The sequence below is a fragment of the Pseudomonas fulva NBRC 16637 = DSM 17717 genome, assembly GCF_000730565.1.
Classification (GTDB): domain Bacteria; phylum Pseudomonadota; class Gammaproteobacteria; order Pseudomonadales; family Pseudomonadaceae; genus Aquipseudomonas; species Aquipseudomonas fulva.
On the sequence record NZ_BBIQ01000023.1, the window covers coordinates 18,706 to 43,378 of the forward strand.

A 24,673-nucleotide genomic window follows, 5' to 3' on the forward strand; every position below is an offset into this window, starting at 1 on the left:
GAAGAAGCCGCTGTTATGAGGGGCGCGACGTCTGTGCTGCATAACCTAATGCATCAGGGAAGTCTCCGGTCTATTGGTGGTACTCAATGCCGGTTGGTGCCCAGACCTTAGGCCCTGTGTGAAAAGCCTTGATACTCGGTGATGCTGCGTCGAAAACAGCCTAGTGCGCCAGCCCGGTCGGATTGCTCATTTACAACCCGTTAAGTCGAGCCCGACTCCAACCGTTCCTCGGCTGTTTCGCCTTGCCTGAGCTTCGTCTCAAGACTGTTCACACGGAGCCTAGGCTCTCTGCGAAATCACGAGAAACCTAATCGTTGCCCCTTCAGCGCTGAGATTTTGTAGAGTCACACGCCATCAACGGAAGGGAACCCTGTGCTGGCAAGGCGCTACGAACTCGCGGACGAGGCCTGGGATGTGGTCTCCGATCTCTTCATCGAAACCCATGGCCGGGGCCGGCCGCGATTGAGCGACCCACTGATGCTCGATGGCGTCCTCTGGGTACTCTGCTCAGGGGCTGCATGGCGAGATATGCCTGAGCGCTTCGGTCCATGGTCAATGGTGTATCAACGGTTTCGGGACTGGCGAAACCAAGGGACTTTCGAGCAGATGCTCAAACGTCTGCACCTGGGATTGAATGAGCTGGGCTTGATCGATCTGCAAACCTGGAGGATCGAGTCAACCGCAGTACGCGCAACCGAGCCTCATCTGGCGCCGGGAAATAAGGGGGCTGACGAACCTGCCGATCACGCTCTAGGCCGCAGTCGTGGTGGCCTGACAACCAGAATCCACATGCTCTGCGACGCACCAGCCTGCCAGAAGATGCCTCAAGACTCTCAGGATCCCCAAAAAACATTTGGGCAATCATGCTAATCACCAAGTTACGAGTAAGAAATTCAATTTGTACCCCCAGAAGTACCCCTTTTTGCAGTGGTTCCGAGTGGACGATAGTGGACGCACTGAGGCGCGGTGTTGAACGTGCTATCACTCGCCAAAGCGTGCCGCCTACGCTTTGGGCTCGTCCCAGTCGCTACGCGTCGCAGCAGTCAGCGCATCCCAGTCATCAGGAGGGTTGCCGCGGCTAAGCATCTTCTCGAATACAGCGTAGGGATCGGATTTGCTGCCTGCAGACCGGAGGGTATTTTCGTCGTTGACCCATGCATAGACGATGACCTTGGATCTTGAGTCGTAGCGAAAGAACAGCCGAAAGCGCCTACCGATCTTTGCCCGCCGCCAATGTCGGTAGGCGGTGCCCAGCGTGTTGCCTTGGCGGAACTCATCACGGCCCGGGTCGGCAGGCACAGCCTCCATGATCAGATGGCTCAATGCCCGAAACAGCTTGACGTTGGCATTGCTCTCAAAACCTTGCGGGTCGTTTTGCTCGGCCCGGGCGGCGGCTTCTTGCAATTTGCGTAGCTGTAAAGTCACACCTTCATGGAACAACAGTGTCCAGCCATGTCGCACCATCAGATCGCGACCTCACCATCGATATCTTCGTCCAGGTTTACAGGGTGGTTTGCGTTGGCGAGCATGGTTTGCGCCAAGTCTTCCGGCAGGGTAGTGAGGTTGCGGCCGCCTCGGATATCAGCCTCCAGCAAACCCAGGAACGCACCGATGGCAGGGTCTTCGTGGGTGGTTTCTACGCGGCTGACCACGATTTCACCCCCGCGCACGTCGAATGCAATCTTGCCACCAGTGTCAATGCCCAAAAGCTGGCGAACGGATTTGGGCAGTGTGACCTGTCCCTTCGAGGTCAACGTGGCGATTTCGTGGATGGCAGGCATGAGTGTTCTCCCAGATATACTAAGCGAATGGTAAGGAATAATCCTTACGTGGTCAATCTTGGTTTCTGGCCAAGGAGCGAGATGCTGACACTGATCAGAAGAAGGGCTACGTCTGCCTTTCCACCTCGGCGGCGACATGCCAGGATGGCGTATTGACTTCAGTGCGTAGGCTTGGCCTACTCGCGGCGTCAATTCTGTAGTGTGAGCGTGGTCGCTTTTCGGCGCTTGGCACCTCGAGGTTTGCTGCCAAATTCTAGAAAAGGCGTTCTCTGCAAATTCTCGAACGACTCGCATGGCTTACTAACAAACAGGTCACTCGAGATCGGCAACACTGTTCTTTCTCAAAAGAGGATCTTATTGGACATGACAGATGTAAACGCATTGGCGCCCTATGTGAGTAATCCACTCGCTCTGGTGGCCTTTGTATTGCTGGTGATTTTGTTAGCCATGCTCAAAGTACCCGCCAGTAGTACGTTTCTCAAGGTGCTCGCCTGTATTTTGCTCGTGGCCAACCAGGTTTAACGCAGTATCGAGTCAGACTCAGTCTCTGAAGCAGCGCTGCTGAGCAGCCAAATCAGGGCAGGGGATTGCTTGACGTGTTCTGCCATGGTTGTCATTGCAACCTTGAGAGGGGGAATAGTCGACACCACGACATCGTAATTCTCAGTAGGCTGTAAACGAACGCCAATGATGACACTTTTGTCTTCTTATTCGCGGGCGTAAGCAATAAAGCCATTCTCCAACGGATGCACATATTCTCCAGTCCGCACGTCGGGATAGTTTGGGGCTTTGTGGAAATCACTTCGTAGTGCAATGACTTTGGTCACGGCCTTGAAGGCCGGGCTGAAGTTGTCGGTAAGATAGTCGTAGCTCATCGCAAATAGCACGCTAATGATAAGAGCCCCTGCACCATGGAACATGATCATACTGCGCGATTGCTTGAGCTTAGCCTGAAAGCTGAGGAGCGCGGCCAAGCGGGTCATGTGTTGCCAGGCTGCTTCGAATGGCAGGCTGATCATCGCGATGACCATGATCAGTATTGCTGTCAGACCAAGGAGTATTGCCACCACAAGCAGCCACGATGGAATGTAAAATAGCAACGCGAGAAAGCCGACTGTCAGATCAAGACTTTGAGGAGGCAGCCCTAACGTCTCGGCAACCGTGAAACGCGCGCATGCTGTGGATATCAGCAGTGCAAGCAGATGCATAATGATGATGGGCGTTTTGGCGAATGGCTTCTCCCATGCTGTATGGAGCCAGCGGGCGAAAGGGATGCACCAGGCAATGAATCCGCAAATTATCAATGCAGCCGCGACCGTCGTCCCGATGGTAAGCGCGGATATGCCCGTATATTGAGAAGCTGCAATCGTGATGAGGTACGTAACTACCGAGGCGAGATAGAACCGTTGGGATACGGAATATTGTTGGAATTTGGCGAGCAGTTTTGCTTTCAGAGCTATCATTTTTCATCCTTGAACTTCTTTTCAGTGCTTCCAAATCCATGCGGATAGCAATGCTTGGCCGCCTTGATGTACGTTTTGTTCTGCCATTTGAGGTGGATGACCTCGTGGCGCCCCATCAAACTCCCACGAGTTCAGCTTATTTATGTAGGCACGAATGACGAATCAATCGGCTGGCAGACAATCCGCCACATCCCGCGTACGCCGTCTTCGACCCAAGTGCCTTCCAGTACATTCGAGCCTTCGAAGCGGTACAGCGTTGCTCTGCCGTCGAAACCTTCTGCTTGCAGTTCGTAATGCCCCAGGCCTTTTGCCTGGCCTCGGTATTGCCAGGTCTGCCCCGTCGTCATAGGAGACGGTGATAAACTCGATGTCGATCGTCACCTTGCAGGGTTGATCAAACACGCGGCACTGCCGGGGCGAAAGGTGTCCATTTTGGCGTACATGTTGGCGTCCTTGTAAAGATATCAGGAGCTGTTCAGGGCAGCTGCCAAGTACTGTTTGGGGTGGTGGACCGGATGCCGACTGCCTGGCACTGCTCCAGAATCGGCAGAATGTAGGTGATGTTGGTACGCCCCGGCTTGCCTTCTGCTCTGTAACGAGCCGCCTGGCAAAGTGGGCCTGCTTTTTCGTAGGTATGGTGAGAGCTGATTTCCACAGCTTGTGCTTGGCCGAAATGATTGTTACCGGCTAGGTAGTCCAACGTTTGCTGGAAAGCTGCTCGAGTCAGCGCCAACTGCGAGTCTTCCGACCCGGTTTCAATCACAACGCGATTTGCATCAACGGTCGTGATTCGGAAACGGGCGCTACGCGACGGTGTTTGCAGTTCCTTGCCTTGCAGGCGGCTGATCAATGCCCAGAGAGTGTTGTCGATTTGAATGATGTGCTGCATGGGATAATTTCTTTCGTTACTGAACGGACGCTAGCTTTAACCTGAAGCGATTTATGGAATCTTGATACCCAACGCATTCAGCGATGGCGTATCCATCCGGCCATTCACGGTCAGCCCACTGTCCATCTGAAAGGCCATCAACGCACCTCGTGTCGCCTTGCCCATCACCCCATCAATGGTGCCTTGGTAATACTGGCGCACCATCAGCGCGGTCTGCACACGGGTGACCAGGTTGCTTTTTTGCTCATTGGTCGCGCGGCTCTTTGAAGTGCTCGAACTTGTCCCGCTGGTAGTGCCAGACGACTGATAAAGGCTGTTGCTGCTTGAGGTGCTGCTCGAAGCACTCGGCGCGCTGTAGCTTCGGGTACTGGTAGCAGGTGGGCTGTAGTAGCGAGGTGCGCTATAGCCACCCGAGCCGCTGTAGTGAGAACTGTGCGAACTGTGGGACCGGTGTGAACTGTGTGAGCGATGTGCTGCATAGATGTTGACGGCATCTGGCGCATTGAGCGTATCGGTAAATACCGGGGGCTGAAGCTTGTCATTGGGTTGCCAGTTCGCATCGGCCAGTGACAGATGTCCCGGCTGTGCCAGGGTAGTACCTGCCATTGGCAGCAGGCTGATCCCACTGATCAGGACTTTCCAGCGTTCGAGCAATTTCACTGTGCACTCCTTGCATAGGCACTGAAGGCCTCGGTCGATAGTGGTTGTACGCCGCGGCTCTGCCAACGGTCGGTATGGGATTTGAAAAAGCCAGAGCAATGTTTGACGGCAGCGCATTGCTGGCAGGTTTCGATGAACAGGTTTTTCCAGTCCGAGATGCTCTGGCGGGCGAAGCGCGAGAGGTGGGACGGGATCAGGCACAGGGGCAAGTTGTAGATCGAAACCGGCACGCCACGGTTGGACAGGAAATACACGGTCTGGGTCAACGACCCTTGATAGTCCAGCGGGTCAATCCACAGTTCTTCATAGTTCTTCCTCGCCAGGCCGGTACTTTCGATGCCCATCAGCGCAACATGCCGCACGAAGGGCAGGTTTCTGAATACATAGTGGGCGAGCTCTGGCAAGCGTGGTGTGGTCAGGCGATTGAGCACCACGCGAATTTCGATGATCTGGTTGGCCCGCGACAGGTTATAAAGACCTTGCAGGGTTTCGCTGAACGCGCCTGGGGCCTGCACCACATGGTCATGGTCTTCGGCATTGTCGGCGTACAGGGGGATGCCCCAGCTCAACTGAGGGTGACCGATTGCAGAGAGCGCTGCGATCCAGCTTGGGTCTCGGAACAGGCGCCCGTTGCTGAGCACATGAATGGATTTCTGCGGCAAAACAGCTTTGCACTTGGCCAGGATTTCCAGCAGGCCATCGCGATAAAGTGTTGGTTCTCCGCCGCTGATACCTAGATTTTCCTCGCCCGGATCCATCAGGTCGATCAGCCGTAGGTTTTCTTCAATGTGCCAACGGTCATCGATATCCTTGGGCGGCTGCGAGCACATCAGACAGAGGCTGTTGCAACGATCGGTCATGAACAGCAGGTTGCTGTCCGAGCCTCGTCGATAGAGCACTCGCACCAACGTGTTGCCTGGAGTGATGGCAATGACATCGCCGGGCTGCACGACATCCGCATCCTTGGGAGTGTGCAGGTATGGCCGCGCGCTGTCGAAGTCGCCGATCAATGGCTCCGGGATCAGGAACCCACCTACTGGCAGCGAGAGCAGATGCGGGCTGCGTAGCCGTTCTTCGTTTGGCAGCCAAAGCAGCAGGTCATCGAACGCGGCAGTTCCGGCGCAAGCAGCCAGGCCGTGTTCGATGAACTCATCCAGCGTGATGACCTTGAGCAGTTTCGGCTCATTCAGGTGATGGATTTCGAAGTGGGTATCTTTGCGCAGCATCGCAATCAGCCCCTGTAACCCGGGATCCGGACATCGCTGTAAGAGCGCCTGTTCAACCAGGACAGCAGCACCCTCTGCACGTTGTCGTCGCCATCGCGAAGCAGGCCGAAAAGATGCTTCAGAAGACCCATGTTCTTCTTGCAGAAGCTGCTGAACGCTCGATGTCCGATCGGGTCAGCGTGGCGAGCATAGTGTTCGATGGGGTCAGCACCACAGTACGGGACAAGCGCGCAGTCGGAGCAGCCCGGCAGCGCCTCTGCTATTCCACTGGCGAGCAACGCATTCATAACTGGCGATGCGAGCAATGCTGACAAAGGTTGCTGCACGGTGCCGAGCCTCAAGCCGTCTTCACCCATTTCCAGCAGCATTCGGGCTTCGTCCGAGGGATAGACGTAACCGTCATAATTATAAACCAGCGCCGCAGTGCCAGCGCCAGCAGGGGACCGCAGGTCTACGTAGCCGGAGGAGAAGGGTGTCAGGATATTTTTCAGCAGCAGGCTTGTATAACTCTCTGAGATATATACGCCCTGTTGGTTGATATGCAGCAAATAGGCCAGTGCCTTCTTGTAGAAGGCCAGGTATCGCTCAATAGGGTAATCAAGTCGATGGGCACTCTTGGTGGCAAACCCATAAGGGCTCAGAGGCCGAAGCGAAATGCTGGAGAAGCCCTGGCTTACATACTCATCGATGATCGCTTCAGGTTGTTCGAGGCTTCTTGAGGTTAGCGTGGTCAGCGCGGAAACTGCATCATGGCCAAGGCGCTCACGGACCCACTGGATACCTTTTACAGTGCGTTCGTAGGAGTCTCGTGACGGGGTAGGGCGGTTGGCATTGTGTAAGGGCGCCGGCCCATCGAGCGAAGTCGAAAACTGGATGCGATTTTGTTCTGCGAAGTCGAGTATTTCCTCCGTCAGGTGGTGCAGCGTGGTGGTGATGACGAACTGGATATCCCTTTGTTCGACCACGTTCCGTTCAACGACCCATTCGACAATCTGGCGGACGCGCTCGAAGGCCAGTAGCGGCTCGCCACCCTGAAACTCCACAGTCAAGGCGGGAACGTTCGATTCGAACAGGCGATCGACCGCCGCCTGTGCATCTGCTTCCGATAGATCGTGGCCGGATCCTCCCAGAGGGGCCCTCGATACCTGGCAGTACTGGCAGGTGTGGTTGCAGCGCAATGTAACCACGAACAAGTGCAGTGCAGGGCCCTGGAAGAGGAAGTCCTTTCGGCTCCGATATTGCGCGGCCATTTCCGGGAACGGATCGTGGCGGCCTGGTTCGTAGATGAAGTGGCGGGCCAGCAGGTCCTTGTAAAAAGGCGTACTTGCTTGAAGGTCGAAGTAACTGAGGGCTCGTAATTGCGCGTCGTTCACGTGCATGTACTCACCGGTATCGGAGGTGAGCAGGATGTCACGCTCATTTCCCGTGTTCATGCGCATGAATCGAAAAGGCAGCAAGCGGTAGTGCTTGGCGTCTGTCGCAATCAGTGTCACTGTGAAATACCACATCCAGCGAGCGCGGCTCGGGCCAGGACTTCGCGCAACCCTACTGTTTCGCGGTTGATATGGTCGCGTAGGGCGAAGTCGTTCAGATGCTGAAGGATCAGTGAGTGAGCTTGCTCCGGGGAAAGCGTTAGCCTTGCTTCAGCGGGGTGGGCCGTGAGGCTTATCTGATTGGCTTCAATACCGACCTGGATCGTGACAGTGTCGGCCAGGGAATAAGCGGCGCGTTGCACAACGCTGAGCGGGTAGGCTGCACTGTCGAGTTTTAGCGTGACTGACCATGTCATCGGAACCGGTCCTTCAAATCCGTTGGGAGCGTGTGGATTTTGCCGGTTGACGAGGCATTATGCCATCATAATTTTTTACATTTGCACGCATTTGTCCAGCGTGGCGGGTGGTGAGCTCACTACGGCTCGGTCATTGAGACGGGGTAGGGTCGCGGGTTCATATCTCCCTCAGTCCACCCATTGCCATCTATAACCTGCTTGGCCTCAGGCTAGGGGCATCCTTTTCAAACCATCCATAGCATGCCGTCATATATGCCCACCAATGTAGCAATCCACTGGAAGTACATAGAGCTCCATGGTTTGTGGAAAGGCAGGAATGATCAGCCGAACAGCCTATCCGGCGGCGACTAGAGACTCTCAGGATCCCCAAAAAACATCTGAATCCTAGACCGTAACCACCGCTCCGCCGGGTCATTGTCCTGCGCCCCACGCCAGGCCATGTGCAATTCAAAGCTGCGCACGTCCAGTGGCAGCTCTTCAGCCCGCAACCCACCGGCCGCCGTCAGGGCATCGGCCGTGTAGTCAGGCACGGTGGCGACAATGTCGGTGCCGGCCAGCAGGCTGCCCAGGCCATTGAACTGCGGCACGGCGAGGACCACGTGGCGCTTGCGCCCGAGCGCCTGCAAGGCTTCGTCGATAAAACCCGACAGGTCCCCGGCGAAAGACACCAGGGCATGGGGCCGTGCGCAGAAATCATCGAGGCTGATGCTGCCCGGTACGCTGTCGGCACGCAGCAGCTTTGGCAGGCTGCGGCGCAGCACTTTGCGCTTGGCATTGGCCGGGAGTTCGCTGGTGTAGCTGACGCCAACCGAGATTTCGCCGGAGGCCAGCAGGGTGGGCATCAACAGGTAATTGACGCGTCGTATCACCAGCACGATGCCTGGCGCCTCGGCGCGTACGCGCTTGAGCAACTGCGGCAGCAGGCCGAATTCGGCATCGTCCGACAAGCCGATGCGAAACACGGCGTTGCTGGTGGCCGGGTCGAACTCGGCCGCTCGGCTGACGGCCGTGGAAATCGAATCCAGCGCGGGCGAAAGCAGGGCGAAGATTTCGTTGGCGCGGGCGGACGGCTCCATGCTGCGCCCAGTGCGCACGAAAAGCGGATCATCGAACAGGTTGCGCAGGCGCGAGAGGGCGGCGCTGATGGCGGGCTGGCCGAGGAACAGCTTCTCCGCTGCACGGGTCACGCTTCGCTCATGCATGAGCGTTTCGAACACGATCAGCAGGTTGAGGTCTACGCGACGCAGGTCGTTTCGATTCATCGGGGCGCTTCGCCAGAAAAGGAGCAGGGGTGAATATTAAGGCCAAAGGCTGGTAATCTGCACCCATCCAGGGGGCCAATAGCAGGGAAAATGCGGGGCCCAATCGATGACAGGCATGTCGACTATTAATGACCGCGGCTGGTCCGATGCGTAAAGCCCGGATAGAGTCAGTGGCAATTGATGTTTCACTAGGCGAGGTAGGCGATGTCCCGCATGATTCGGTTCCACAAGTTCGGCGCTGCGGATGTGCTCCGTTGCGAGGAGCAGGCCGAGCCGATGCCTGCCGCCGGTGAGGTACAGATCCGCGTCGAGGCGATCGGTGTCAGCTGGTACGACGTGCTCTGGCGCCAGAACCTGGCGTCCTCCCGTGCCCGGCTGCCAGCCGGTATAGGTCATGAAATGGCCGGCGTGGTGACGGCGGTGGGCGATGCGGTCGACGACATCGTGGTCGGAGACAGGGTCGCGAGCTTCCCAGCCACCAGTGCCAACGATCACCCCGTGTACGGTGACGTTATCGTCTTGCCCCGTTCAGCCATCACCCGCTATCCGGAGGTGCTGACACCGATTGAAGCGAGCGTGCATTACACGCCATTGCTGATCGCCTATTTCGCGTACGTCGATCTGGCCCGTGCAAAAAGTGGGCAGACGGCATTGGTTACCGATGCCAGTCATTGCGCGGGACCGGCGTTCGTGCAGTTGGGCAAGGCGCTTGGCCTGACGGTGTTTGCTGCGACCAAGGATGGCGAGCAACGTGATTATCTGCTCGGCCTGGGCGCTGACAAGGTGATCGTCACCGAGGAGCAAGACCTGGTGATGCAGGTAGGCAAGTACACCGAGGGTCGCGGTGTGGACATGGTGCTCGATGGCCTGGGTGGGCCGCAGATGTCGTTGCTCGGTGATGTGTTGGCCCCGCGTGGCAGCCTTGTGCTGTATGGCCTGCAAGGCGGCAACCAGACCCCATTTCCGGCCTGTGCTGCGTTTCAGAAGAACATTCAGTTCTATGTACACTGCATTGGCAATTTTACGGGCAAGCCTGAACTGGGCATCAGCCAGGACCAAGTGGCTTTGCACAGGGCGTTGCGCGATATCAACCAGTTCACGGCCGACAAGCTGCTCACCCCGCAGATCATCAAGGTGTACCCGTTCGAGCAAGTGGTCGACGCCCATCGCTACATGGATCAGTGCCCTTGCGGTGGGCGCGTGGTGCTGGACCTGATGCCTGCCTGACAGGCTGTGCGCGCAATGATGGCTCGCTTCATTAGGCGGGCGTCCACAGGTCGTCGCCGACCGCATCGGGCTTGACCCGCCGATATCTATCCCAACGTTCAGCTGTCGTCGGCGTCCTGGCCGGCGGCGACTGACTGTTCCTGGCCATTCACTCGGTTTGGCAAGTGGCCGGCGATCCTGTGCATGAATTTTATAAAAGGATAATTCCTACAACGCACCAAGACTGATACTACATAAAGTTTCAGTGTTATGGAGTTTGGGAAATATCTCGCCTCTTATCTTTGATTGAAGTCTTCAAGTTTCAAGGTCAAGCTGTCGTTTCAACAGCTCTGACTACTTTTTTTCCCCTGATCTGTATCTTCAATTCTTCTGTTGCATATCGATAATGGCGCAATGACAGTTTACGCAAGGAGCGTGATATGAGCAGGGCTGAGCTGGCTGGGCAATGGCGTGAAAAGCCGGTGTGCCATGGGTATGCGGTGAGGGCTTCCGGCGTGTGTCGACAGTGAAGATGAACTTCGTTGTGCGTGGACTGTAACGACCATTCGGAATATCCCGGCCAGGGTTGATGCCGAGTGCTTGTGCATCGACTGGCCGCATGAACTGGACGAGGTAATATCGTGACGGCTATTCACGATCAGGCAATGCATCATATTTATCGGCAAGTGCTGGAGCGCTTGTTGAACCATATGTCCCAATCACAACGTGCTTCCTTGCAGTTGTTGATTCAGCGATTGCTGATAGCTGCCGGAGGCGCTGAATATATCGGGACGTTTCGTGTATTGGCTCTGCATGGCAACGACCGCCGTAGTGCCAGATTGCTGGCCATGCTCCGGGCTGCGCAATTGAGCATCGCCACACGCGGGCCGGTCACCTTCCAGTTGCGTGTGTTAGTGATCAGTCAACCCGCTCCTGGTTCTCACACCCTGGTATGTCACGAGCGTGCGTTCAATGCCTTGTTCCTCCAGGATGATCCACGCGTTGAGCTGCTCATGGTCCAGGGTCGGGCGGTCAGACCCTTTTCGCGAGACTGGGTGCCCAGCAGGGACGACGTCCCTCTGGCCAGCACTGCCATGCTGCTGTTGGGGCATCTGGCAGGTGCCAGGCCCGAGGGATTGTTGGGCGCTTGGCTTTATCTGGACCTGGCAAACACATTCAGCGAGGCCGTGCAGTTCCAAACACCTGTCGACGTGATGATCACGGCAATACCGGCTCAAGAGCGGCATCGTTTTCTGGCCTGGTTCCGGCGCATCTTGCACCTTGCCGGCGAAAGCGGCTTGCCCGAGGCGCAGCATTGCCTGGCTGCGTTGGCTGACGGGCTCGCTCAACTGGGCCAGCGGCTGGAGGGTGTTGGTGGCCAGGAAATCAGGCCGACAGGCCGGCAGGAGCAGGTACGCACGCCACTGCGGGTCATGGCGATCGATGAGCTTCTGGCAGACTTGCTTGAAGGACAGAAACTTGAATCGATGCTCGGCAATCCGTGCGCAGTGCCGCAGGATGCCTATCCATTGGGGGCTTTCGTGGATCCTGAGGCGTTGGCGCAGGTGCACCAACTGCAGGCCCGCGCTCAGCAAGCCCAGGGGTGCAGGCCCGCATTGTCGCTCAAGCATCAGGTGGACAAACCGGGCCGGGGCCGCACTGGGCAGGTGGGCGGCGTGTGGGGGTTGAGCCACGATCAGCTGATGTGCTTGCTGTTCACACCCTTTGCTCGCAGGGGTAAGCATTTGGAGCGCTTCCTCAAGTGCCGGCATACCGACATGCTGGTGGCATTGCCCTACTTGCATCACGCCTTGCGCGGCGAGCCATGTCCACAAGCCGTGAAGGCTTGGCTCGTCAATGTCAGTGGCTTGCCTGTTGCACAGCTGCGGGCCCTGTATGAAACCAACTTGCCTGCCTCGGCCATGCGCGTGTTGAGGCACCTGGCCCGGCGTGACATCAACTTGCGTCTGCTGTGCCAGGCGCCCTTGCCGGCGCAAGGCTGCGACGTGGAGCGGCCGTGATGCCGCAGGCCCCGCATCGCGAGTTTGCCTATCGCAAGGTCTACCGGTACATCGAAGCACTCATTGATCAATCGCCGCCCGGGCAACGGCAGCGTTTGCCCTCGCTGCGAGGCCTTGCTTCGAGGCTACGGGTGTCGCTGGGCACTGTCCAGCATGCCTATAACCTGCTGGAGGAGGCCGGTCGTGTTGAGCGTCTGCCCAGGTCGGGCTACTTCGTGCACAGTGCATCAAGCAGCGAGGTGGCCCTCACGCCCCGGCAACCGCCGGTATTCGAGCCATCGCTGTTCGAGCTGAACTTGCACAATCATGAACGCCGGCTGGCGCGTCAGCGGCTGCGAGCCATGGGCTGGGGTCAGGACCCGGGCAGCGTGAGATTGCGTCAGGCGCTTGCCGAGCGCTACACCCATTCCAGCAGCCGCTACTGGTGCGCCAAGGATGTGCACGTGGCGCCGGACCTCACTGCGTTGCTCGATACCGTGTGGGCAGCGCTTGAGCTCAAGCATGCGGCAGTGGTGGTTCATTCGCCTTGCTGCTGGCAGCTATTGCAGGCGCTCGCTCGCACCGGGGTGCCCGTGCTTGAGGTGCCAGTGGATACTCGGGGTGATCTCAATCTGTATGCGCTGACCTGTCTGTTGGAAAGCGAGCCAGTGGGGCTTGTGGTGCTGCCCTCCTGTCTGAGCACGCCACAAGGCCGGCTGGTGACCTCGGCGGGCCAGCAGCAGTTGGGCCATCTGCTCTCGCGGTATAGGGTATGGGTGCTGGAAAGCGACCTGGACAGCGAGCTCTGTCACGCAGGCCCGCCTGTCATCCGCCAGCGAGACTGGGTGGATGTCAGGCAACTGCTGGTGGTGGGTGGGTTCGAGGCAGTGCTTGGGCCCGAGGCCCCGTATGCCTACGTGTTAGGACCGACCGGTGCCCTGACCAGAGGCTTCTGCGAACGGGCTTTCCGCTTGCCACCCTTACGCATGCAAGCGTTGGCCTGCATGTTGGACAAGGGGGAGGTGGATGCACAATGGGCCCGGCTTCGCCAGGCCCTGCAACGCCGTACCCGAACATTGGCACGCGTGCTCGCGTTACGCTTTGGGCCACAGCTGCAACTGCGCTTGCCCGACGGTGGCGGCTTGCTCTGGGCAAGGTTGCGCCAGCCTGTCCATTGGGATTCCATCAGTAAGGCCCTGGCCGGTACGCCGCTGCATGCCATGCCTGGCAAGCACTTCAGCTTGCACGGCCGCTTTCAGCATCATCTGGCCTTGGGCTGGACGGGTGATGACCCGGTAGAGCTACAGATTGCCGTCGATCGACTGGCTCAGGTCGCCGGGCACCCTTGATGACCGCCCCAGGCCTGCATCGGCCATGCTGCCAGGGCGCGAAGATGCACGGCCCGACCCGCGGCACTTGTCACACGCGCTAGTCTGTATGTATAACCAGTACCCCGTAAAGCTGCCGTCCGACCGATTTCCGTGATTGCCCATTCTGTCGAAGATCCGTTGTATTACCTGCATAACTTCCGCCAGGTCCTGTGCTGGGTGGGTCAGCGCTATGCAGACCTGCTCGATCTGAGCGAGCAGGCGTTCATCGCTACGTTCGCCGAGCTCGACGCACCTGCACAGGCGATCATGGTGCGCATGGTCATGCGCAAGGGTGAGCTGTTTCGCGATGATCGCCTGCAGTATGCCGAGGTTGGTGATATCGGGCAGGCGCTGGCACCTTTGATGGGGCTTGGCTGGGTGTGCGAGCCCGAGCACTTGACCCTGGAGCAGTTGTTCACGCTCTTGCGCAAGGATGAACTGGCGCAGTGTTTCGCAACGCAGCTCAGCCGGCCGCGTGCGGCCAAGCATGAGTTGCTGGCCGAGCTGCAAGCATTGGAGCTGGCGCCCCGTTCTTTGCGCCAATGGTTCGCCCACAGCGAACTGCGTATCGTGCAGTGGTGCCGACAGCCGGTCTGTGACCGGATCCGGCTGCTGTTTTTCGGCAATCTCTATCAAGACTGGTCGGACTTCGTGCTGGCCGACCTGGGTGTATTGCGCTTCGAGCAGGTAGCGTTCAGTGCTGACTCGCGGGCCTTGCACCAGCGCTCGGAGGTTGACCTGGCGCTAGCGCTGCACCAGTGCGCCGAGCGTCTTGAGGAGGGGGCCGATACCGCTTCGGTCCTGGCGACACTGCAAGGCTTGCACAGTGGCAATGCATGGCTGGCCAGGCGCCGGGCGCGGTTACTGTTCGCGCTGGGCCAGCAGTGTGAACGCAGGGGCGAATGGGATCAGGCCATGGCAGTGTACGCCCAGTGCGCCCACCCCCAGGCGCGCATTCGTCAAGTACGCGTACTGGAACGCACGCAGTCCTGGGAGCAGGCCCATGCCCTGGCCTTGCAACTGGCAGCAGCGCCGGCCAATGCGCTCGAGGTACAGGCGCTGGAGCGCATGTTGCCGCGCCTGGCGCGCAAGCTTGGCGGGCCACCTCAGCGTCGCCAGCGCCTCAAGCCAGTCGAGTTGATCGAGCTGGAACTGCCCAGGGCCCACGCCGAGCTTGGCGTTGAGGAAGCGGTGCGACAGCACCTGGCTGCGTCGGGTGGCGAAGTGCACTATGTGGAAAACACCTTGTTCAACAGCTTGTTCGGCCTGTTGTGCTGGGAGGCTGTGTTCGCCCCGGTTCCAGGGGCCTTCTTCAACCCGTTCCAGTCGGCGCCCCAAGACCTGCACGACAGCGACTTCCAGCATCGGCGCAGCGACGTGTTCGAGCGTTGCCTGAGCCGGCTGGACGACGGTACGCATCGGCAAATCATTCGGGACTGCTATGCCACCAAGCGCGGTCTGCAATCGCCGTTCGTGTTCTGGGGCATGCTTAATGAAACCCTGCTGGACCAAGCCTTGGGCTGCTTGCCGGGCGCTCATTTGAAACAATGCTTTTTGAGGCTGCTGCAGGACATCCGCAATAACCGCACCGGCATGCCGGACTTGATTCAGTTCTGGCCGGAGCAGGGCAGCTACCGCATGGTGGAGGTCAAGGGGCCGGGTGATCGCCTGCAGGATAACCAGCTGCGTTGGCTGGAATTCTGCCGCCTGCACGGCCTGCCGGTTGCGGTGTGCCATGTGCGCTGGAGCGAGGCGGCGTGAGCTACAGCGTGGCCGTACGGGCGTTGTGTGAGTTCAGCGCCAAGGTGGGTGACCTGGACCTGCGCTTCACGCCGTCGCCCACAGCCCAGGAAGGCATCGAAGGCCATCGGCGCGTGGTCGCACGGCGGGGCGCGGGCTATGAATCGGAAATCGCCTTGGAAGGTCAGTTCGAAACCTTGCGCGTGCGCGGACGCGCCGACGGCTATGACCCGGCCTGCAACCGCCTCGAAGAAATCAAGACCCACCGTGGTGACCTGGCTCGTCAGCCTGACAATCATCGCCAATTGCACTGGGCTCAAGCCAAGGTCTATGGCTGGCTGCTGTGCCAGGCGCGTGGCCTGGCAGCCCTAGATGTCGCCCTTGTATACCTGGACGTCGACAGTGATGGGCAGACGCTGATCACCCAGCACTGCACAGCGACGGATCTGCAGGCCTTCTTCGACGACCAGTGCCAGCGGTTTCTGGCCTGGGCTCACGGTCAGCAACGGCGCATTGCGCAGCGCGACCAAGGGCTACTGGCGCTGCGTTTTCCCTATCCGCAGTTTCGTCAAGGGCAGCGACAGCTGTCTGAGACCCTGTACAAGGCCGTGAGCACTGGCCGCTGCCTCATGGCCCAAGCCAGCACTGGCATCGGCAAGACCCTGGGGACGCTGTTTCCCCTGCTCAAGGCCATGGTGCCGCAGCAACTGGACAAGCTGTTCTTTCTGACAGCCAAGACACCGGGACGCGCGCTGGCCCTTGATGCACTTCGTCAACTGACCGACACCCAGGCCCAGCCCGGCCTGCGCACGCTGGAGTTGATCGCCCGCGACAAGGCCTGCGAACACCCGGACAAAGCCTGCCATGGGGAGTCATGCCCGTTGGCGGCGGGCTTCTACGACAGGCTCCCCGCTGCACGCGAAGCCGCCGCTGCCCAGCCCTTGCTCGACCGCAGCAGCCTGCGCGCAGTGGCATTGGCCCACCAGGTATGCCCGTATTACCTGGGGCAGGAAATGGCGCGCTGGGTCGATGTGCTCATTGCCGACTACAACTACTATTTCGATGCCCACGCCTTGCTCTTCGGCCTGGCCCAGGCCAACCAGTGGCGTACCGCCGTATTGGTGGACGAGGCTCATAACCTGGTCGATCGAGGCCGCAGCATGTACAGCGCCAGCCTCGATCAGGGCCAGCTGCAGGCGTTACGCCAGCGCAAGCCGGCCGGGCTGACCACGGCGCTGGACCGTTTGAACCGGCAGTGGAATGCGCTGCACAAAGAGCAGCGCGCACCGTACCAGGCCAGTGACGTGTTGCCCCAAGCGCTGCTGCGCGCACTCCAGCAATGCATAAGCCTGATCCAGGAGCAGATGAATCAATCCCCGGCGCATACCGATCCGCAACTGCTGCAGTTTTTTTTCAGTGCGTTGCAGTTCAACCGGGTGGCTGAACTGTTCGACGAGCATTTCATGTTCGACATCAGTGTGCGCAACGGCCCACGCAACAAGCGCTATTCCACACTGTGCCTGCGTAACGTCAACCCGGCGCGGCTGCTCTCGCCCCGCATGCAGGCGGCCCGCAGCGTGACCCTGTTTTCAGCCACCCTGAGCCCCCGACGCTTCTACCACGACCTGCTGGGCATGCCGGCGGACACCGCCTGGCTCGAGGTGGCCGCACCGTTTCGCGCCGAGCAGCTGCAAGTGCGCATCGCAAGCCAGGTTTCCACGCGTTATCAGCAGCGCAGCGCCTCGTTAGCGCCAATCGTCGAGCTGATTGCGCAGCAGTACCAGCGCCTTCCCGGTAACTACCTTGCCTTCTTCAGCAGCTTCGAATACCTGCAGCAGGTGGCGGAGTTGCTGGCGCGCCAGCACGGGCAGATCCCCCTCTGGTCGCAAGCGCCAGGCATGGACGAGGGTGAACGTCAGGCGTTCCTGGACCGATTCGTCGAAGGCGGGCGCGGCATAGGGTTTGCGGTATTGGGCGGGGCCTTCGGTGAAGGTGTCGATCTGCCGGGAACGCGCTTGATCGGCGCATTCGTGGCCACCTTGGGCCTGCCCCAGGTCAACCCGATCAACGAGCAATTCAAGCAGCGACTTGGGCGCCAGTTCGGCGCCGGGTTTGACTATGCCTACCTGTATCCAGGTGTGCGCAAGGTCATCCAGGCCGCAGGCAGGGTCATCCGGGGCGACCAGGACCGCGGAGTGCTGGTGCTCATCGACGAGCGCTTTGCCGAACCCCGCGTCCAGCAGATGTTCCCAGGCTGGTGGCCGCCAGCGATTGCCTGACCCTGCTGCTTGGGCCCGATTCCTCAACTGATGAAAAGGCGGCTTTGAGGCCCTGCGTTCGTTCTGGTCGAGCCTTTGCGGTAAGATCAGCGACCACACCGATCCGCAATCCGTTGTATTGGAGGGCGGTTGAGCGTGTCAGGTTCGCAGTGGCCTGGCCCGTGCGCTGTCTCAAAAGCCTGAGAATGGGTAGCCTGCACTCATCGCCCGCCTGCGCTGCAACACTGCTACAGGATTTATGTTTTGTCCGAACTTCCGAAAAACCCGCTCTTGCAGTACATGGACCGGCTGGCGCCCTCCAGTCAGCAGACCATGCGCTATATCCTCCAGGACGCTGCCGACCGGCTAGGGTTCGTGGACTGCAACCTGGTCGATGTGCCGTGGCACCAGCTTGAGCCTGGCCATGTGATAGGGCTGGTCGCCGCGCTGCGCAGTGATGGTTTTGCGCCCAACAGCTCGTCACTGTATGTCAATGCCATTCGCGGCGTCATGAACGAGGCCTGGCGACAGGGCCTGATCGACCACGAGCACCTGCTGCGCATGCGCGAAGTCAAACCTGCCACTGGCTCGCGACTACCGCCTGGTCGCAACCTGCGGCGCAGCCTGATTCGTGAACTGATGGATGTGTGCGCCGCTGACCCGCGCCCGCAGGGGGTTCGTGACGCCGCCATCATTGCCTTGTTGTACGGCACTGGCATGCGCAAGTCGGAATCGGTGGACATCGATCTGAACCAGGTGGATTTCGAGGCCCGCAGTTTGCAGGTGGTAGGCAAGGGCAATCACCAGCTGATCAAGTACGCCCCGCCCTGGGCCTTCGAGAAACTGCAGGCCTGGCTTGACCTGCGGCGCGCTGACTTGCCTGCCGGCGCCGAGGACGATCCGTTTCTGTTCAACCGTATCCGGCGGGGCAACCACATCACCCGGGCCCGGATCACCAAGCATGCGATCTACTACATTGCCCGCCAACGCGGCACGCAGGTAGGCGTGAAGATCATGCCGCACGATTTTCGTCGGGCCTTCATCACGCGGGTCATCGAAGAGCACGACCTGTCCATCGCTCAGAAGCTGGCGCACCACGCCAACATCCAGACCACTGCCATCTATGACCGGCGCGATGACAATGAACGTCGGCGTGCTGTGGACCGCTTCGACTACTGAACACGCCCATCCTTTGTCCTGAGGATGGCAGACCCTACGCCCATGGCCACGAGCACCTCAATAGCGCTCGTGGTTGCCCCTGCCTAGTGCACGCGACATCAAGCTGCCCGATGCGGGCGCAGCTGTCTGATATCAGCGTCTGTGACTGATCCACTGAATTGGCCCATTCCCTGCTAAGTCCACTTCGAGAATTTTGATCGAGTGGTCAGGCAGGGGCGGGCAGCCGTTCCCGCCCAATGCCCTCCCAACGGCTACCAGGCCACGCATTACAAGGGCTGCAGGATGATGCTCGCAGAGCCGCTGAATACATTGGATGACCCGAGCGGGTGGAGCGCTCATCTGCAATTGCGTTTCGTCCTACGTGAGGGTGTGACCCGCCTTGGTGCGCGCCGGCATTTCGGACCTCTTTTGGTGCAACGGCCATTCTATCCAGAAGGTGCGCCATGCCATGTCTATGTCCTGCATCCGCCAGGCGGCATCGTTGCCGGTGACCGGTTGGAGTTGGACATCAGCCTGGAACCCGGTAGCCACGCACTGCTCACCATGCCGGGGGCGAGCAAGTTCTACCGCAGCGTGGGGCCGACGGCGCGCCTGACCCAGCGCTTTCGCCTGGCAGCGGACAGCACACTGGAGTGGCTGCCGCAGGACAGCATTTTTTTCAATGGTGCCAAGGCAACGCTCGAGAGCCGCTTCACCCTCGAAGCAGGTGCTCGACTGCTGGCCTGGGAAACCCTTTGCCTGGGCAGGCCGGTCATGCAGGAGCGCTTCGAGCAAGGCGCGCTCGACAGCCTGCTGAGCATTGAGCAGGCAGACGAAATCGGCTTGCACGAACGCTTGCGGGTGCGCGGTGGACGCCTGGAGAAGCTCGGCGGTCATCCGTTGCTGGCAACCTTCTGCGCTGCGCCCGCCAATCAAGACACCCTCGAGGCCGTACGCCCGCATCTGGATGGGCTAGGTATCCCGGCAGGCGCGACGTTGCTCGGCTCGCTGCTGGTGATTCGCCTGCTCGATCACGATAACCAACGCCTGCAACACACCCTGCAACGCCTGTGGCAAGTGCTGCGTCCGGCCGTCCTGGGGCTGTCCGCCTGCCCGCCACGCATCTGGGCCACCTGAAGAGAGTACCGATGGAGCTGACCCCTAGAGAGAAAGACAAACTGCTGCTGTTCACCGCCGCATTGCTGGCCGAACGGCGCATGGCCCGTGGCCTGAAGCTCAATTACCCGGAGGCGGTGGCGCTGATCAGCGCGGCGGTGCTCGAAGGAGCACGCGACGGGCGAACGGTCGCCGAGCTGATGAGCCTCGGCCGTGAGGTGCTGACCCGCGAGCAGGTCATGCCCGGCATCGCCGAGATGCTGCACGACGTGCAGGTAGAAGCAACGTTTCCCGATGGCACCAAGCTTGTGACGGTGCATGACCCCATTGTCTGAAACCCCACCGGAGCCCCTGATGATTCCAGGTGAAATCCAGGTCGCCCTCGGCGACATCGAGCTCAACAGCGGCCGTGCCACCGTCAGCGTGAGCGTTGCCAACCACGGCGACCGCCCCGTGCAGGTCGGGTCGCATTACCATTTCTACGAGGTCAACGCGGCCCTGGTTTTCGAGCGTGGCCCTACCCGCGGGTTTCGCCTGGACATTCCGGCAGGTACCGCCGTGCGTTTCGAACCCGGCCAGGCTCGTACCGTGCAATTGGTCGCCTACGCCGGCAAGCGTGAGGTGTACGGGTTCCAGGGCAAGGTCATGGGGCCTCTGGAGCGTGAAGCATGAGCCGACTGTCTCGCCAGGCTTATGCCGACATGTTCGGGCCCACGGTGGGGGACCGGGTACGCCTGGCTGACACCGAGCTGTGGGTGGCCGTCGAAAAGGATTACACCCTGTACGGTGAAGAAGTGAAGTTCGGCGGCGGCAAGGTCATCCGCGACGGCATGGGCCAAGGGCAGATGCTGGCCGCCGAGGCCATGGATCTGGTCCTTACCAATGCGCTGATCATCGACCACTGGGGCATCGTCAAAGCTGACATTGGCATCAAGCAGGGCCGCATTGCAGGCATTGGCAAGGCCGGCAACCCTGACGTGCAGCCAGGCGTCACCTTGCCAATCGGTCCCGGCACCGAGGTGATTGCGGCCGAAGGCAAGATCGTCACCGCCGGCGGCATCGATTCGCACATCCATTTCATCTGCCCACAGCAGGTGGATGAAGCCTTGAACAGCGGCGTCACGACCTTCATTGGCGGCGGTACCGGACCTGCCACCGGCACCAATGCCACCACCTGCACACCAGGCCCCTGGTACCTGGCGCGTATGCTCCAGGCAGCTGACAGCCTGCCCATCAACATCGGGTTGCTGGGCAAAGGCAATGCTTCGCGGCCAGAGGCGCTGCGCGAGCAGATCGCCGCCGGGGCTGTGGGGCTCAAGCTGCACGAGGATTGGGGGTCGACCCCCGCGGCCATCGACTGTTGCCTGGGGGTGGCCGAGGAGATGGACATCCAGGTGGCTATCCATACCGACACCCTCAACGAGTCCGGCTGCATCGAAGACACCCTGGCCGCCATTGGCGAGCGCACCATCCACACCTTTCATACCGAAGGGGCTGGCGGGGGGCATGCGCCCGACATCATCCGGGCAGCGGGGCAGCCCAATGTACTGCCGTCCTCGACCAACCCGACCTTGCCCTACACGGTCAATACCGTGGATGAGCATCTGGACATGCTGATGGTCTGCCACCACTTGGACCCGAGCATTGCCGAAGACGTCGCCTTCGCCGAGTCGCGTATCCGGCGCGAGACCATTGCGGCCGAGGATATCCTGCATGACATGGGCGCCTTCGCCATGACGTCTTCCGATTCCCAGGCCATGGGCCGGGTCGGGGAAGTCGTGCTACGCACCTGGCAGGTGGCACACCAGATGAAAAAGCGTCGCGGACCCCTGGCGCCCGATACGGCCTACAGCGATAACTTCCGGGTCAAGCGCTATATCGCCAAGTACACCATCAACCCTGCAGTCACCCACGGGATCGCCCATGAGGTCGGCTCGGTCGAGGCGGGCAAACTGGCAGACCTGGTGTTGTGGTCACCGGCGTTTTTCGCGATCAAGCCCGCGTTGGTGATCAAGGGCGGCATGATCGTCACTGCGCCCATGGGCGACGTCAACGGCTCGATTCCAACGCCGCAACCGGTGCACTACCGGCCGATGTTCGGCGCCCTGGGCGCGGCCCGCCATGCCACACGCATGACCTTCCTGCCACAGGCCGCAATGGACGACGGCCTGCACCAGGCATTGAACCTGCGCAGCCTGATCGGGGTGGCCCACGGCTGCCGACGGGTGCGCAAGGCCGACATGATCCACAACACTCTGCAACCGGTGATCGAAGTCGACGCCCAGACCTATCAGGTCAGGGCCGACGGTGAACTGCTGGTATGCGAACCGGCCACCGAGCTGCCGCTGGCGCAGCGCTATTTCCTGTTCTGAAGGAGTTCCGATGCTAGTCCTTACCCGTCGTATCACCGACCCCGGTACTCATGCCCAAACCGGCACTGTCACCCTGGATGTGGACAGCCGCATCAAAAGCCGTTTGCGGGTAACCCTGGACGATGGCCGCGAAGCGGGCTTGATGCTGGAACGGGGTCACCTGCTGCGCGGCGGAGAACTGCTGGCAGATGCCACCGGTAGCCAGTTGATCCGAGTACAAGCCGCGCCCGAAGCAGTCTCGACCGTGCGCTGTGCGGACCCGCACCTGCTTGCACGCGCCGCCTATCACCTGGGGAATCGACACGTACCCCTGCAAATCGAGCCTGGCCTGCTGCGCTTTCAGCATGACCATGTGCTCGATGACATGCTGCGTGGCCTGGGCCTGACAGTGGAGGCCGAACAGGCGCCTTTCGAACCGGAGGCCGGCGCCTACCAGAGTGCGCCACATGCCCATGCCCATGGCCATCCCTTCGTGCGCCTGCCTGCTCATTCCTGACCCTGTTGGAGCTACCTATGAAAAAGATGTTCGCGTTGTTGCTGCTGATGCTGGCATTGCCGGCTTTCGCCCACCCGGGTCACGATACCCACCCGCTACAGGACGGGCTGTTGCACCCACTGACCGGGCTGGATCACCTGTTGATGCTGCTGGGTACAGGCGTGTTAGCGGCGCTCACCGGCCGCACGTTGCTGCTCCCCCTGGCCACATTGGCGGCGATGTTCGCCGGTGCTGTAGGGGGGCACGTGTTCGGCAATGTGCTGGGCATGGAAACCCTGATTGCTGGCTCGCTGGTGGTGGCTGGTGCAGCAATGCTGCTGCCAGCAAGGCAACTGCTGCTGGCCCTGGCCATGCCGGTGTTCGCGCTGTTCCATGGCTGGGCGCATGGGGTGGAGGCGACGCCTAGCGCGTTCTGGCAGTTCAGCGCAGGTTTCGTTGCAGTGAGCGGCCTGTTACTGGCCTGTGGCTACGCCGCAGGCCTGCTGCTGCGTCGTCATGCGCGGCTGCAGAAAGCGTTCGGCGGTGGGCTGTTGGCCGGTGCAGCCCTGGTGCTGGCAGGTTGATGAGCACCGATCTGGCGTTGCTGCGATTGTTGCAGCTGGCAAGCCCCGGCTTGCCAGTCGGGGGCTTCACTTACTCGCAAGGCCTGGAATGGGCAGTTGAAGCAGGGTGGGTCAAGGACACGGCTGGCTTTGCAGCCTGGCAACGCGAACAGGTCCAGGACACCCTCGCGTGCCTGGACTGGCCCGTGCTTGTCCGCCTATACGACGCCTGCCTGGCCAGCGATGCCCAGGCTTACGCCCGCTGGTGCCGGTTCTTGCTGGCCAATCGCGAAACCGCAGAGCTGCGCCTGGAAGAGGGACAGCGCGGGGCCGCGCTGGCGCGCCTGCTCGACGGTTGGCAACTGGCACAGGTCCCGGCCTGGCGTGACAGCCTAGGGCTCACCCAGCTCGGTGCCATGGCCTGGCTGGCTGTGCATTGGGCGATTCCCTTGCGCCAACTGGCCATGGGCTACGGCTTCGCCTGGCTCGAAGGGGCGGTGATGGCCGGCGTCAAGCTGGTGCCGTTCGGCCAACAGGCTGCCCAGACCCTGCTGCATGCGCTCAGCAACGACCTGCCCGACGCATTCGATCATGCACTGACCCTTGGCGACGACCAGCTTGGCGGCGGCTTGCCGCTGCTGGCCATCGCATCGTCGCGTCACGAAACCCAATACACCCGTTTGTTCCGCTCTTGAGGACTGCCTGAATGCAAAGCTATCAACAACCCCTGCGTGTCGGTGTGGGTGGCCCTGTGGGCTCCGGCAAGACCGCATTGCTCGAGGCGCTGTGCAAGGCCATGCGCGATCATTACCAGATCGCGGTGGTGACCAACGACATCTATACCAAGGAAGACCAGCGTATTCTGACCGAAGCCGGCGCACTTGAGCCTGAGCGCATCGTGGGCGTGGAAACCGGCGGCTGCCCGCACACGGCCATTCGTGAAGATGCGTCGATGAACCTCGCAGCCGTCGAGGAGCTGGCGCGCAAGTTTGGCAACCTTGAAGTCATCTTTGTCGAAAGTGGCGGCGATAACCTGAGCGCCACGTTCAGCCCCGAGCTCGCGGACCTGACCATCTACGTGATCGACGTCGCCGAAGGGGAGAAGATTCCGCGCAAGGGCGGACCCGGCATCACCAAGTCGGACTTCCTGGTCATCAACAAGACCGACCTGGCACCGTACGTTGGGGCTTCACTCGAAGTAATGGAGCGTGACACCCAACGGATGCGGCCCGAGCGGCCCTGGACGTTCAGCAACCTGAAAAAAGGGGAGGGGTTGCAGGCGGTGATCGACTTCATCATCGAGCGAGGCATGCTGGGCGTGCGGACCTGACTCCGCTTGATGTGC

Annotated in this window: 24 protein-coding genes and 1 pseudogene; 16 read left to right on the forward strand and 9 right to left on the reverse strand. The window is 60.2% G+C overall.

Features of this window, described 5'->3' with window-relative positions:
- Positions 1-375: 375 nt before the first annotated feature.
- A pseudogene (locus PFU01S_RS18835) lies at positions 376-804 on the forward strand (IS5 family transposase); the annotation flags it as partial.
- Between the two features lie 198 nt (positions 805-1,002).
- Here PFU01S_RS18835 and PFU01S_RS18840 read toward each other — a convergent pair.
- Positions 1,003-1,464: a type II toxin-antitoxin system YhaV family toxin gene (locus PFU01S_RS18840; protein WP_027915518.1), complete on the reverse strand. Its 462-nt coding sequence runs from the start codon at positions 1,462-1,464 to the stop codon at positions 1,003-1,005.
- Complete coding sequence (locus tag PFU01S_RS18845) at positions 1,464-1,781, reverse strand: type II toxin-antitoxin system PrlF family antitoxin (protein WP_028687716.1); 318 nt, start codon at positions 1,779-1,781, stop codon at positions 1,464-1,466. The genes PFU01S_RS18840 and PFU01S_RS18845 overlap by 1 nt, the downstream gene beginning before the upstream one ends.
- Before the next feature lie 363 nt (positions 1,782-2,144).
- On the opposite strand from PFU01S_RS18845, the gene PFU01S_RS22195 reads away from it, so the two are divergent.
- Positions 2,145-2,303 carry a hypothetical protein gene (locus tag PFU01S_RS22195; RefSeq protein WP_154665209.1) on the forward strand — a complete coding sequence of 53 codons (159 nt, stop codon included), beginning with the start codon at positions 2,145-2,147 and terminating at the stop codon, positions 2,301-2,303.
- 185 nt (positions 2,304-2,488) lie between these two features.
- Here PFU01S_RS22195 and PFU01S_RS18850 read toward each other — a convergent pair whose 3' ends face one another.
- From PFU01S_RS18850 to PFU01S_RS18885, 7 genes are all read right to left on the reverse strand, one after another.
- The gene (locus tag PFU01S_RS18850; protein WP_197571546.1) at positions 2,489-3,244 is read right to left on the reverse strand and encodes a hypothetical protein; all 756 of its coding nucleotides are present in this window, start codon (positions 3,242-3,244) and stop codon (positions 2,489-2,491) included.
- A gap of 475 nt (positions 3,245-3,719) precedes the next feature.
- Positions 3,720-4,133 carry a hypothetical protein gene (locus PFU01S_RS18860; RefSeq protein WP_027915520.1) on the reverse strand — a complete coding sequence of 138 codons (414 nt, stop codon included), beginning with the start codon at positions 4,131-4,133 and terminating at the stop codon, positions 3,720-3,722.
- Positions 4,134-4,184: 51 nt separating this feature from the next.
- Positions 4,185-4,793, reverse strand: coding sequence for a His-Xaa-Ser repeat protein HxsA (hxsA, locus tag PFU01S_RS18865; RefSeq protein ID WP_027915521.1), 609 nt, complete (start codon positions 4,791-4,793; stop codon positions 4,185-4,187).
- A complete protein-coding gene (gene hxsC, locus PFU01S_RS18870) occupies positions 4,790-6,025 on the reverse strand; it encodes a His-Xaa-Ser system radical SAM maturase HxsC (protein ID WP_027915522.1) in 1,236 nt (411 codons plus the stop codon). Before hxsC ends, hxsA begins: the two co-directional genes overlap by 4 nt.
- Positions 6,025-7,512 carry a His-Xaa-Ser system radical SAM maturase HxsB gene (hxsB, locus tag PFU01S_RS18875; RefSeq protein ID WP_028687717.1) on the reverse strand — a complete coding sequence of 496 codons (1,488 nt, stop codon included), beginning with the start codon at positions 7,510-7,512 and terminating at the stop codon, positions 6,025-6,027. Before hxsB ends, hxsC begins: the two co-directional genes overlap by 1 nt.
- Positions 7,509-7,808 carry a His-Xaa-Ser system protein HxsD gene (gene hxsD / locus PFU01S_RS18880; protein ID WP_028687718.1) on the reverse strand — a complete coding sequence of 100 codons (300 nt, stop codon included), beginning with the start codon at positions 7,806-7,808 and terminating at the stop codon, positions 7,509-7,511. Before hxsD ends, hxsB begins: the two co-directional genes overlap by 4 nt.
- A 347-nt stretch (positions 7,809-8,155) precedes the next feature.
- On the reverse strand, positions 8,156-9,070 hold the full coding sequence (locus PFU01S_RS18885; RefSeq protein ID WP_028687719.1) for a LysR family transcriptional regulator: 915 nt from the start codon (positions 9,068-9,070) through the stop codon (positions 8,156-8,158).
- Between the two features lie 204 nt (positions 9,071-9,274).
- Here PFU01S_RS18885 and PFU01S_RS18890 point away from each other — a divergent pair, with 204 nt between their 5' ends.
- From PFU01S_RS18890 to ureG, 14 genes are all read left to right on the forward strand, one after another.
- On the forward strand, positions 9,275-10,297 hold the full coding sequence (locus PFU01S_RS18890) for a zinc-dependent alcohol dehydrogenase family protein (RefSeq protein ID WP_027915525.1): 1,023 nt from the start codon (positions 9,275-9,277) through the stop codon (positions 10,295-10,297).
- A gap of 620 nt (positions 10,298-10,917) precedes the next feature.
- A complete protein-coding gene (locus tag PFU01S_RS18895) occupies positions 10,918-12,297 on the forward strand; it encodes a hypothetical protein (protein ID WP_027915526.1) in 1,380 nt (459 codons plus the stop codon).
- Positions 12,297-13,625, forward strand: a complete 1,329-nt coding sequence (locus PFU01S_RS18900; RefSeq protein ID WP_027915527.1) for a GntR family transcriptional regulator — start codon at positions 12,297-12,299, stop codon at positions 13,623-13,625. The genes PFU01S_RS18895 and PFU01S_RS18900 overlap by 1 nt, the downstream gene beginning before the upstream one ends.
- 132 nt (positions 13,626-13,757) lie before the next feature.
- Positions 13,758-15,407 carry a VRR-NUC domain-containing protein gene (locus tag PFU01S_RS18905; protein WP_027915528.1) on the forward strand — a complete coding sequence of 550 codons (1,650 nt, stop codon included), beginning with the start codon at positions 13,758-13,760 and terminating at the stop codon, positions 15,405-15,407.
- Entirely contained in the window at positions 15,404-17,665 is a 2,262-nt protein-coding gene (locus tag PFU01S_RS18910) for an ATP-dependent DNA helicase (RefSeq protein WP_027915529.1), read from the forward strand. Before PFU01S_RS18905 ends, PFU01S_RS18910 begins: the two co-directional genes overlap by 4 nt.
- Before the next feature lie 243 nt (positions 17,666-17,908).
- Positions 17,909-18,823, forward strand: a complete 915-nt coding sequence (locus PFU01S_RS18915) for a site-specific integrase (protein WP_027915530.1) — start codon at positions 17,909-17,911, stop codon at positions 18,821-18,823.
- A gap of 282 nt (positions 18,824-19,105) precedes the next feature.
- The gene (locus PFU01S_RS18920; protein WP_028687720.1) at positions 19,106-19,939 is read left to right on the forward strand and encodes an urease accessory protein UreD; all 834 of its coding nucleotides are present in this window, start codon (positions 19,106-19,108) and stop codon (positions 19,937-19,939) included.
- Positions 19,940-19,950: 11 nt separating this feature from the next.
- Complete coding sequence (locus PFU01S_RS18925) at positions 19,951-20,253, forward strand: urease subunit gamma (protein WP_028687721.1); 303 nt, start codon at positions 19,951-19,953, stop codon at positions 20,251-20,253.
- Positions 20,254-20,272: 19 nt separating this feature from the next.
- The gene (locus PFU01S_RS18930) at positions 20,273-20,590 is read left to right on the forward strand and encodes an urease subunit beta (RefSeq protein ID WP_028687722.1); all 318 of its coding nucleotides are present in this window, start codon (positions 20,273-20,275) and stop codon (positions 20,588-20,590) included.
- Complete coding sequence (ureC, locus tag PFU01S_RS18935) at positions 20,587-22,290, forward strand: urease subunit alpha (protein WP_028687723.1); 1,704 nt, start codon at positions 20,587-20,589, stop codon at positions 22,288-22,290. Before PFU01S_RS18930 ends, ureC begins: the two co-directional genes overlap by 4 nt.
- A 10-nt stretch (positions 22,291-22,300) precedes the next feature.
- Positions 22,301-22,786, forward strand: a complete 486-nt coding sequence (gene ureE / locus PFU01S_RS18940; RefSeq protein ID WP_028687724.1) for an urease accessory protein UreE — start codon at positions 22,301-22,303, stop codon at positions 22,784-22,786.
- 17 nt (positions 22,787-22,803) lie between these two features.
- Positions 22,804-23,349: a HupE/UreJ family protein gene (locus tag PFU01S_RS18945; RefSeq protein ID WP_027915535.1), complete on the forward strand. Its 546-nt coding sequence runs from the start codon at positions 22,804-22,806 to the stop codon at positions 23,347-23,349.
- Positions 23,349-24,023: an urease accessory protein UreF gene (locus PFU01S_RS18950; RefSeq protein ID WP_027915536.1), complete on the forward strand. Its 675-nt coding sequence runs from the start codon at positions 23,349-23,351 to the stop codon at positions 24,021-24,023. Before PFU01S_RS18945 ends, PFU01S_RS18950 begins: the two co-directional genes overlap by 1 nt.
- A gap of 11 nt (positions 24,024-24,034) precedes the next feature.
- Positions 24,035-24,658: an urease accessory protein UreG gene (gene ureG, locus PFU01S_RS18955; protein WP_027915537.1), complete on the forward strand. Its 624-nt coding sequence runs from the start codon at positions 24,035-24,037 to the stop codon at positions 24,656-24,658.
- Positions 24,659-24,673 lie beyond the last annotated feature (15 nt).

Bases quoted from the DNA above. Each gene is read 5' to 3' on its own strand.
- PFU01S_RS18900 (WP_027915527.1), top strand. From the start codon at position 12,297: ATGCCGCAGGCCCCGCATCGCGAGTTTGCCTATCGCAAGGTCTACCGG.
- PFU01S_RS18840 (WP_027915518.1), bottom strand. From the start codon at position 1,464: ATGGTGCGACATGGCTGGACACTGTTGTTCCATGAAGGTGTGACTTTA.
- ureC (WP_028687723.1), top strand. From the start codon at position 20,587: ATGAGCCGACTGTCTCGCCAGGCTTATGCCGACATGTTCGGGCCCACG.
- hxsD (WP_028687718.1), bottom strand. From the start codon at position 7,808: ATGACATGGTCAGTCACGCTAAAACTCGACAGTGCAGCCTACCCGCTC.
- PFU01S_RS18925 (WP_028687721.1), top strand. From the start codon at position 19,951: ATGGAGCTGACCCCTAGAGAGAAAGACAAACTGCTGCTGTTCACCGCC.
- PFU01S_RS22195 (WP_154665209.1), top strand. From the start codon at position 2,145: ATGACAGATGTAAACGCATTGGCGCCCTATGTGAGTAATCCACTCGCT.
- ureG (WP_027915537.1), top strand. From the start codon at position 24,035: ATGCAAAGCTATCAACAACCCCTGCGTGTCGGTGTGGGTGGCCCTGTG.
- PFU01S_RS18950 (WP_027915536.1), top strand. From the start codon at position 23,349: ATGAGCACCGATCTGGCGTTGCTGCGATTGTTGCAGCTGGCAAGCCCC.
- PFU01S_RS18845 (WP_028687716.1), bottom strand. From the start codon at position 1,781: ATGCCTGCCATCCACGAAATCGCCACGTTGACCTCGAAGGGACAGGTC.
- PFU01S_RS18930 (WP_028687722.1), top strand. From the start codon at position 20,273: ATGATTCCAGGTGAAATCCAGGTCGCCCTCGGCGACATCGAGCTCAAC.
- ureE (WP_028687724.1), top strand. From the start codon at position 22,301: ATGCTAGTCCTTACCCGTCGTATCACCGACCCCGGTACTCATGCCCAA.
- PFU01S_RS18885 (WP_028687719.1), bottom strand. From the start codon at position 9,070: ATGAATCGAAACGACCTGCGTCGCGTAGACCTCAACCTGCTGATCGTG.
- PFU01S_RS18860 (WP_027915520.1), bottom strand. From the start codon at position 4,133: ATGCAGCACATCATTCAAATCGACAACACTCTCTGGGCATTGATCAGC.
- PFU01S_RS18890 (WP_027915525.1), top strand. From the start codon at position 9,275: ATGTCCCGCATGATTCGGTTCCACAAGTTCGGCGCTGCGGATGTGCTC.
- PFU01S_RS18945 (WP_027915535.1), top strand. From the start codon at position 22,804: ATGAAAAAGATGTTCGCGTTGTTGCTGCTGATGCTGGCATTGCCGGCT.
- PFU01S_RS18850 (WP_197571546.1), bottom strand. From the start codon at position 3,244: ATGATAGCTCTGAAAGCAAAACTGCTCGCCAAATTCCAACAATATTCC.
- PFU01S_RS18920 (WP_028687720.1), top strand. From the start codon at position 19,106: ATGATGCTCGCAGAGCCGCTGAATACATTGGATGACCCGAGCGGGTGG.